The organism is Mitsuokella apri (assembly GCF_047974105.1).
Lineage (GTDB): Bacteria > Bacillota > Negativicutes > Selenomonadales > Selenomonadaceae > Mitsuokella.
This window is the reverse complement of record NZ_JBHYRS010000012.1, coordinates 24,721-32,900: the sequence shown is the minus strand read 5'-3', so window position 1 is coordinate 32,900 and position 8,180 is coordinate 24,721. Positions and strand designations below refer to the sequence as shown.

The window sequence follows — 8,180 nt, the reverse complement described above, 5'->3', positions numbered from 1 at the left end:
AATCGATGTTTTTAATAACATCTGGCTTGAATCACAAATGATTCATGTTGCATTGTTTAGTTTTCAAAGAACAACTTTGTCTTTTCGGAATCTTTTGTTTTCTGTCCCTTAAGACATCTATTATTATATCGCAGCTCATTCAGCTTGTCAAGAGATTTTTTAAATTTCTTTTTTATCTGAACTCGAAACCCTTTGCTTTCAGATGCTTGCCAGTCAAGGCTTGTTCATCCTTCGTGCTCCGTGTCTCTCGCGGCGACTTGTATTATGTTACACGCTTTTCCCCAGCTTGTCAACATGTTTTTACAAAAAAACTTAAAAAACGAAAACGGACAGCTGTGGGATTAGCAGCTGCCCGTTCTCCTGGGAAAGAATCATTTATCCTTATTAGAGAGAAATGGAGGAAGTGGGATTCACTTCACTTGTCGTGGGAGCCCTTGGGGATATCGGCTTTCCCATCGACAAACATAGTGTAACAGGGTAATCTGAAAAAACGCTTAAGCTATCTGAAAATTATCTGGTAAAAAGTATTTTTCTTTTTACCACGCTTATTCCTTGACCTGAATACTGCTGATGATTTTGTCAGCCAGCTTGCCCTGGTCATCCTCATGTTCCTTTGGATAGGCAAAAGCGATGAACCAATACTCCTCGGGCAGCGGCAGGAAGACGACTTTGAGCGTTTCATCCTCGCCCTTCATCTTGCACTGTACGGTCGTGACCGTCGCGTCCTTGCCCGAAATCGTCACCGTCTTAGCATCGCGCGATTTCTCCGTGGCCTTGGCATTTTTCTCAAAAGCCGTCAGATAGCCATCGAGGGCTTTTTCTTCAAACTTCTTCTGATTTTCGGCTGTCTTGGCATCGGCCTTCATCTTATCCTGATTCATGACGTACGTCGTGAACTGCGTCAGATGGAAATCCATGCCCTTGGCCTGCGTGATGCGGTTATCCGTGATTTTCGTGACGTAATCGTTCTGCGCCGCAGCTTCTTTGGCCTGCTGCTCGAGCGTAAATGGCAGGTCCATCTGCAGCGTTGTCACGCTGCCCTTGACTTCCTGAGAAGTGAGCTTAGCCTGTCCGCAGCCAAGTGCGAGCAGGCAGAGTGCGAGGACCATGAGACTGGCCGCTATGATTTTCTTCATCGATGCATTCCCCTTTTCATTCTGCTAAAATCGACTCTAAAAATCATTATACCATTTTTTGCGCGTTTTGCGTGCTTTCTCACGGCTTCGCTGTACTTCCTTTTCTCTCTTTGTTCCCCTACGCTGTTTTCTTTTCTTATCTGGCTGCCGCAGCCGTCTCGCTGCCTTCCGTGAAATGCTGTGCCGTGCGGTAGTCGTAGACGACACCGTACTGCAGCCAGCTGTCGATTGAGGCAATGATGATGTTCATGATGGTATGAGCACTCAGCGCAAAATTGCTGATTTCGCAGATCTTGATGCCCTCGCCCGTCTTGATGTGCTCGAACATGACCGTAATCTCATAGGCGCTGCAGGTCAAAAGATAGAGATTGCCCGTACTCTTCTCCTTAATGTACATATCGTGGTCATCCCCGTCCTCACGCGGCGCAAAGCCGAACTCTTTCAGGCGTTCGATAATCTGCGGCTCTGTCTCGCGGTGGAATTTGGCATTGACGGTATCACGTTTGGCTTCAAGCTCAACAAACAGTGGAAAGCTTCTCATAAGGCATGCCCCTCTTCTAGTATCACAGTATCATCAATAAAAAAAAGACACACAGCGTATGCTTTCTGCGCAACGCTGCGTGTCTTTTATCTTCTTAGTCGCTATTATATCATGAAAGTTTCACGGCATCAACCCGGCCTGCGGCTTTTGCAAAGGAAAAACTTCTCAAGTCTCAGGAATCGCCCATCCGTTCTTCCATTTCATTGTCCTTGATGAGGACGACGTAGAAGATATGGCCAAAGTATTCGCTGCTGACGAGCCGCCCGCGGTCGATGACCCAGACAATCCGGCCTTTCTTTGTGATGATGCGGTAATCGACGGCATCATCGGCATAGCCTTTGAGCTTATTGAGATAAATCTGCCGCCAGATGCTCGTTTCTACGCGGTCGTAATCCTCCGGATGCACGATGCCGCGGAAATTGCTCTTCGTGTAAGCCATAAAATCGTCGAGGTCGTCGCAGTCAAACATCTTGACGAGTTCATCATTGGCAAAGAGGATGTTCTCATCCTCTGCCTCGTAAATGAGGATGGCGGCTGGCAGATGGATGGCGAGGTCGCGCAGGGAAAAGCCGAGCTGGACGTTGCGCATCTTCGCCATGCCCGGTGCGAAGCGGCAGCAGCCGTTCTTGCCGCGCATCTTGATGGTGTAAAGGGCCACATCCGCCGCATGCCAGACCTCTCTGGGTGTCTGCCCGTCAGGGGAATCCGGCGCCAGTACCGCATAACCCATGGAAACCGTATAATGATAGCCCCGATTGCCATAGTTGAATTCTTTTGGCACTGCGCCAAAATCATAGACCATGCGCTCCATCTTCCTGATATCGCGGTCAAAGAGTACAATGAGGAACTCATCGCCGCCCATACGGCCGAGAATCGCGTCTTTCGGGAAACAGATATGCATGAGCATCGCCAGGTGCTGCAGAGCGGCATCGCCGGCCGCATGGCCATAGACATCATTGATGAATTTAAAGTCGTCGATATCGAGCTGTACGACGACCAGGGGAACATCTCCCTTTGCTTCGGTAAACGCCCTGACGGCCCCTTCAATGCCGTGACGGTTCAAAAGCCCCGTCAAATGGTCGGTAACTGCCAAGCGGCGGATGCCTTCCTGCCGCTTGCGCAAGGACAGCAAAAACCAAATCAGGATGGTGAGCAGCGTCAGGCAGACAAAGCTCAGCGCGCCGATGTATTCAAGGAACGGGTCATGCCGCCAGCCGCCTTTTGGCGAGACGAGCATCCGCCATGTGGAGCCGCCATAGAAAAATTCAAACTTCTCCGGCTCCACGACCTTTTCCTCGGAACGCAGCACCGTCTGATAGCTGCTGCCGCCCACCTCCGTCTTTTCCAATGCATACGCAAAATCCGTGCGGCTGAGATTCTGCACGGTATTGGCGAAGATGTCCGGCGTCCTGATGACGGCGATGATAAAGCCCCAGAATACAGGCTTCTCGTTCCCATTGTCAAGGACAAAAACCGGCATGCGCATAATAAGGGCCTGTCCGCCCCGCTGCAAGTCCACCGGTCCCTGCACTGTCAGTTCTCCAGAATTTTTGCTTTCCCGGGCAATAGCCGCAATCGTATCGTCATCCTGGAACAGATTAAATTTTTGGCGGCGTTCCTGACTGTCCTCCGGGTAAATATCGGTGACAATGCCCTGCGGCGCTAACCGGATGGATTCCAATGGTGCGCCATTTTTCGCCAGCATATGCGCGGCAACGGTCTGGAAATTCCGCATCTTGTGGTTCGGTTCATTGGCAATCGCCAGATTGAGTGCTCTGAGCATGGACTCGCTGTCCACGAAATCCTGCTGCAGCTCGTCGGCATAAATGCGGGCATCGAGATGCGCGCGTTCGTGCATCGCTGCCACTTCACGCACATAAAGGGCATGCATGACAAAGGCCCACACCACCGCACCGACGAGGAAAACCGCTGCCGGAATCCAGGCGATACCATGTTTATGCAGTTTTTCCCTGAAGTCTCGGATACTCATATGCTTCATATTTTCATTCTTTCTTACTCATTTTCATCTTTTCCTTGTCCTCATACATCGCCCGGTCCACCTTTACGAGGATCGGGTCCATGCTTTCAAGCGGTGTCATACAGACGAGGTGTCCGAGCGCCACGCTGACGCCGTGTTTGCGGAAGGATGCGCGCAAATCCGTCAGAAAAGCCTCTGCCTGCTTTTCGCCGATGTTTTCAATGATAATGAGGAATTCGTCGCCGCCCATGCGGAAGACGTGTCCTTTCCCCGTTTCTTTCCGCTTTTTGTGCATGATATCGGCAACTGTCGTAATCAGGCGGTCGCCGGCCTCATGGCCGTGCTCATCATTCATGCGCTTGAGGCCATTGATGTCGTCAAAGATAAAGGCACACGACGTATGTTCCGGCAAAGAGGCAAAATACTGACTGAGTCCATGGCGGTTCAAACGGCCCGTGAGCTGGTCGCGGCAGCTCATGCGCTCAAGCTCCCGCAGGGACCTGCGGCTGCGGATCATGCTGGCAATAAAGCGGCTCAGCGTCATCATGAGGAAGTTCGTCGCGCGGAAAAGCGACATCTGCGGATTGACAATCTGCAAATGTCCGATAATCTGTCCGGCAATCTTTAAAGGCACGGCCGCAAAGCGGTGGATATCCGGCAGATAGGTCTGTGCATCCGGATGTTCTTTGATGTATTTCGGGTAATCGGGAATCATGACGAGATGATTCTCGCGGAAATTTTCGTAAATATAGCAGGGATTCAGCGGCAGATGCTGCATCTTTTCCCGCATCGGTTCGACACCGCTCCTGCACCATTCATACGTATTGCTCACTGTACTGCCGCCCTCATCGAGCTCAAAAATGCAGATGCGGTCGGCAGAAAGTTCAGAACCGATTTTCCAAAGCAGCTTGCGGATGCCCTCGGATGGGTCGTCCTCACCCATAGCAAGGCTGATGGCATCATTGATCGATGCCTCGCGGTACAGGATTTCGTTGGCTGCAATGTCACGGTTCAAATATTCATTGAGGTTGATGCCCATCGAGAAGCGGTAATTTTTGCCGCGCCATGGCACAAAGGTGTCGCGCAGCAGATAGTCGTTTCCCGACACGGCGTTGTGATGCGTCCAGCTGTAGAAGCGGTCGCGGCGCAGCAGATGATTCGTGCAGAACTCGCAGGGGGCCTTGCCGTCGCCAAAAACCTCGTAGCATTTCTTCCCCTCGCACGAAAAATCTTCCGGCAGATGGAAATCCTTGTATACGGCCCGATTGAGGTAGACGAGATCGTACGTCTCAGGGGCGCTCATGTAGATGCGCTCATCCATGTAATCGAATTTCTCGCGGTCAAACGCGATGCGGTCGCCGATGTAGATGGACTCGCCGAGCTTGTTTTTCTGTGCTTCTTCAATGCGTCCGACCAGCAGATGAAGCAGGGCCTCGATATTTTCTGTCTCGGAGCCATAGCCAATCGCATACTGCAGATAAAGCGTGCACGGGAAGCCGTCGACGGAGCGGATTTCGTGGATGGCATTGGCGACCTCCAAAACGCGCGTGCTGACATCGCCCTTGTCTTTCGGGAAAAAACCGACAAAGCGGCAGGAGCCGATATGAGCAAGGATGCCGCCGCGCCTGTGCCGTTTGTAAATCACGTCCGTTATGCGCTGCAGAAGATGCAGGCGCGTCTCTTCGCCATATTTCTGCGCAATCTTGTCAAAGGCCGGCACGTAGAAATAGACCGCAGCAAAATCCTGGCCATTGCGCAGATAATTATCCATGAACTCAATCCCGCTTATGAGCATGCCGCGGTAATTGAGCAGTCCCGTATCTTCATCGTATGTCGCATTCTGATAATTGCGCTGCGTCTCTTCCATCGGCCAGGCAATCCCGATGAGCCCTTCGACTCGTCCGCTGCGGTACAGCGGGTATTTCGTCGAAAAGACGAGGACAGATTTGCCCTTCACGGCACATTCCCCGAGACGCCAATGGTCGGTTCTGCCGGTCTGCAGGACATTTTCTTCCACTTCGCGGAACGGACGGTCGTTTATATGCAGGGAAAGCTCGTCATCGGTCCTGCCGAGGATATCCTCGAGACTTTTAAAATCACAGAAATCGAGGAAAGACTTATTGGCCCCGATAAAGCGGCGCTCTTTATCCTTCCAGAACAGCATGAGTTCCGTGGGCTCTGCAAAACTGCGCCAGAGCAGTGCGTCCTGCAGGACGGATGCTGAAGTCTCTTCGCCCACGAGCATATGAAAGGACCTGGCGATGCGGTCAACCTGATCCTTTTTGTCCTGCAGTTCAAAGGACAGCGGTCCTGCACTGACGAGAATTTCCTCCGAACCGACGAGATGAATGCGCAGGGCGTCGAAGCGCATCCAGACCAGGCTGCCGTCGGCCTGACGGACGCGGAAGCTGTCAATCGCGTGCAGGCCGCCTTTTTTTGCGAAAAACGACTGCAGGTGCTGTCCATTCAGATACCCGCAAAACCGTTCCTGTTCCTCTTCGGGAAGCCGCGTCTCTGCATAATGGCGGAAAAAATCATCAATGCCATGATAAATCCGGCTGCTTTCCACCGATACGTCCCTGCCTGCCAGATGCTCGCACGTATCCCTAGAGAGATTCAGCAGAAAGATATCCTGAAACGTCATGTAGAGATTGTGCATAATGGTATCGAAACGCTGCACTGACCGTGTTTCCTGATTCTCCAAGGTGATGTTGTATGCCCGCAGGCTTTCCGTCTCGGACAGGAGCTCGGCCGTGACGCGGAAATAACGCCCATTCTCCATGAAGATACGGGCCTGTTTCTGATGAAGGCTGTGGATGCGCTTGAGCATCGCCAAAGAACGGATGCACAGGGGATGCTTTGGCTGCAGCAGGTACTCTCTGCACTGCCGGGCATCCTGAAATCCCCTGGCCTGCAGATTTTTCTCAAAGGACTCATTGGCAAAAATCAGGGAAATCTTCTTCCCATCGCAAAGCCCGATGCCGAGAGATGCCTCGCTGATGCAGTTGAGCAGGCCGAGCTGATGATAAATTTTTTCCTCCTGCGGCTTTTCCACCTCATAATGGTGTTCACTGTAATACTGATGGAAGTCCTCATAGGACATCGGTTTGCCATAATAATAGCCCTGAATCTTTTCGCAGCCAATCGACTGCAGGAACGCGACCTGCTCTTTCGTCTCGACGCCCTCAGCCAGCGTATGAATGCCGACTTCTTTGGCCATGCGCACGACGGACGTGATGATATCGCGGCTCTTTTCCGTGAAATGGCGCAGAAAGACCATATCGAGCTTGAGAAAATCAAACGCATAATCCTTGAGCACATTCAAGGAAGAATAACCGCTGCCAAAATCATCGAGCCAAATCTTGTAGCCGGCCGCGCGAAACTGCGTGATGGCTTTCTGCAGCCTGCTCTTATCGCGCACGAGGGCACTTTCCGTGAGCTCCAGGTTCAGGTAAGCATGCGGCAGATGCAAAGACTCCATGACGTCTTCCACAAAGGCAAAGGGGTCCATCAGCGTGAAATCGAGCGGCGAGATATTGACCGAAATCGGCATCATCGGCAGGTCATTTTCCCGCTGGTAGCAGAGAAGCGACGCGACCTTGCGGATGATATAGGCATCGAGCTTATGGATGAGTCCCGCCTCCTCGAGCACGGGGATGATGAGGTCCGGCGTCAAAAGGCCGTATTGCGGGTCTTCCCAGCGCACGAGTGCCTCCGCGCCGCAGAGTTTGCCCGTAAAGGTGCGCACGGTAGGCTGCAGATAGAAGCGAATCTGGTCTTTCTGCATGGCCTCGTCAAAATGCTCGAGAATATGATTCTGCAGCACGAGCCGCTTCCCCATGTCATCCTCGTAGACGGCCCAGCAGCGGTTCGCATCTTTCTTGATGGAATCACAGGCCATCTTCGCCTGGTCAAAGGAACCTACGACAGGGGCTTTTTCCTGACGGGGGTCGTAAAAGCGCAGGCCGGCCTTGACTTCGATGCCGGGGCTCTTGATATAGCGGCGCATGGTGCAGCAGATGTGCTCAACCTTCTGCGTGATATTTTCGGAAGTGGCCAGCACGAGAAAGCTGTCGGCCGAAAGGTGCGCGATGAGGTCGTCGGGAAACGTTTCCTGCAGCAGGCGGGCCATGTGCTGCAAAATCTCATCACCGCCGTGATAGCCATGGATGGAGTTGTAAATCTTGAAATTCGTGATATTGAAATAAAGAGGACAGTGTTTGCCGAAAACGCCCTGGTCCTTATCCTCGGCAGCCTGCTCAAGCGCCGCTTTGTAAAAGGCCGTGCGTCCCATGAGTACGGTAACGTCATTTCTTCCTTTTACGAAATCATTTCCAGCACGATTGGCACCATCACGATTGGCACCATTTTGTACAGGGCCCTGCCCTGCCTCATCTTTATCTTTTTTATCTTGATTTCTGTCTCTTCCTTGTTCCATGGTATCCTGCCCCCTCCCCGAATTTTTCCTTCCCCTCATGCAAATCTGCAAATTCCTGCAGAAAAATAAAATCAATTCGTTATAGAT

General features: G+C 52.0%; 4 protein-coding genes. All 4 read right to left on the bottom strand.

Annotated elements, in window-relative coordinates:
• Positions 1 to 545: 545 nt before the first annotated feature.
• The 4 genes from ACE419_RS11480 to ACE419_RS11465 all read right to left on the bottom strand — a co-directional run bounded on the left by ACE419_RS11480 (position 546) and on the right by ACE419_RS11465 (position 8,093).
• The gene (locus tag ACE419_RS11480) at positions 546 to 1,136 is read right to left on the bottom strand and encodes a hypothetical protein (protein ID WP_435722078.1); all 591 of its coding nucleotides are present in this window, start codon (positions 1,134 to 1,136) and stop codon (positions 546 to 548) included.
• A 136-nt stretch (positions 1,137 to 1,272) separates the two neighbouring features.
• Positions 1,273 to 1,677, bottom strand: a complete 405-nt coding sequence (locus ACE419_RS11475; RefSeq protein WP_432646804.1) for an addiction module toxin RelE — start codon at positions 1,675 to 1,677, stop codon at positions 1,273 to 1,275.
• A gap of 172 nt (positions 1,678 to 1,849) precedes the next feature.
• Positions 1,850 to 3,676 carry a sensor domain-containing diguanylate cyclase gene (locus ACE419_RS11470; protein ID WP_435722077.1) on the bottom strand — a complete coding sequence of 609 codons (1,827 nt, stop codon included), beginning with the start codon at positions 3,674 to 3,676 and terminating at the stop codon, positions 1,850 to 1,852.
• Between the two features lie 4 nt (positions 3,677 to 3,680).
• Positions 3,681 to 8,093 carry an EAL domain-containing protein gene (locus ACE419_RS11465; protein WP_435722076.1) on the bottom strand — a complete coding sequence of 1,471 codons (4,413 nt, stop codon included), beginning with the start codon at positions 8,091 to 8,093 and terminating at the stop codon, positions 3,681 to 3,683.
• Positions 8,094 to 8,180: the final 87 nt, after the last annotated feature.

What these genes read in the sequence shown, in the direction of transcription:
- ACE419_RS11480 (WP_435722078.1), bottom strand. Translation starts at nt 1,136, where the DNA reads ATGAAGAAAATCATAGCGGCCAGTCTCATGGTCCTCGCACTCTGCCTG.
- ACE419_RS11475 (WP_432646804.1), bottom strand. Translation starts at nt 1,677, where the DNA reads ATGAGAAGCTTTCCACTGTTTGTTGAGCTTGAAGCCAAACGTGATACC.
- ACE419_RS11470 (WP_435722077.1), bottom strand. Translation starts at nt 3,676, where the DNA reads ATGAAGCATATGAGTATCCGAGACTTCAGGGAAAAACTGCATAAACAT.
- ACE419_RS11465 (WP_435722076.1), bottom strand. Translation starts at nt 8,093, where the DNA reads ATGGAACAAGGAAGAGACAGAAATCAAGATAAAAAAGATAAAGATGAG.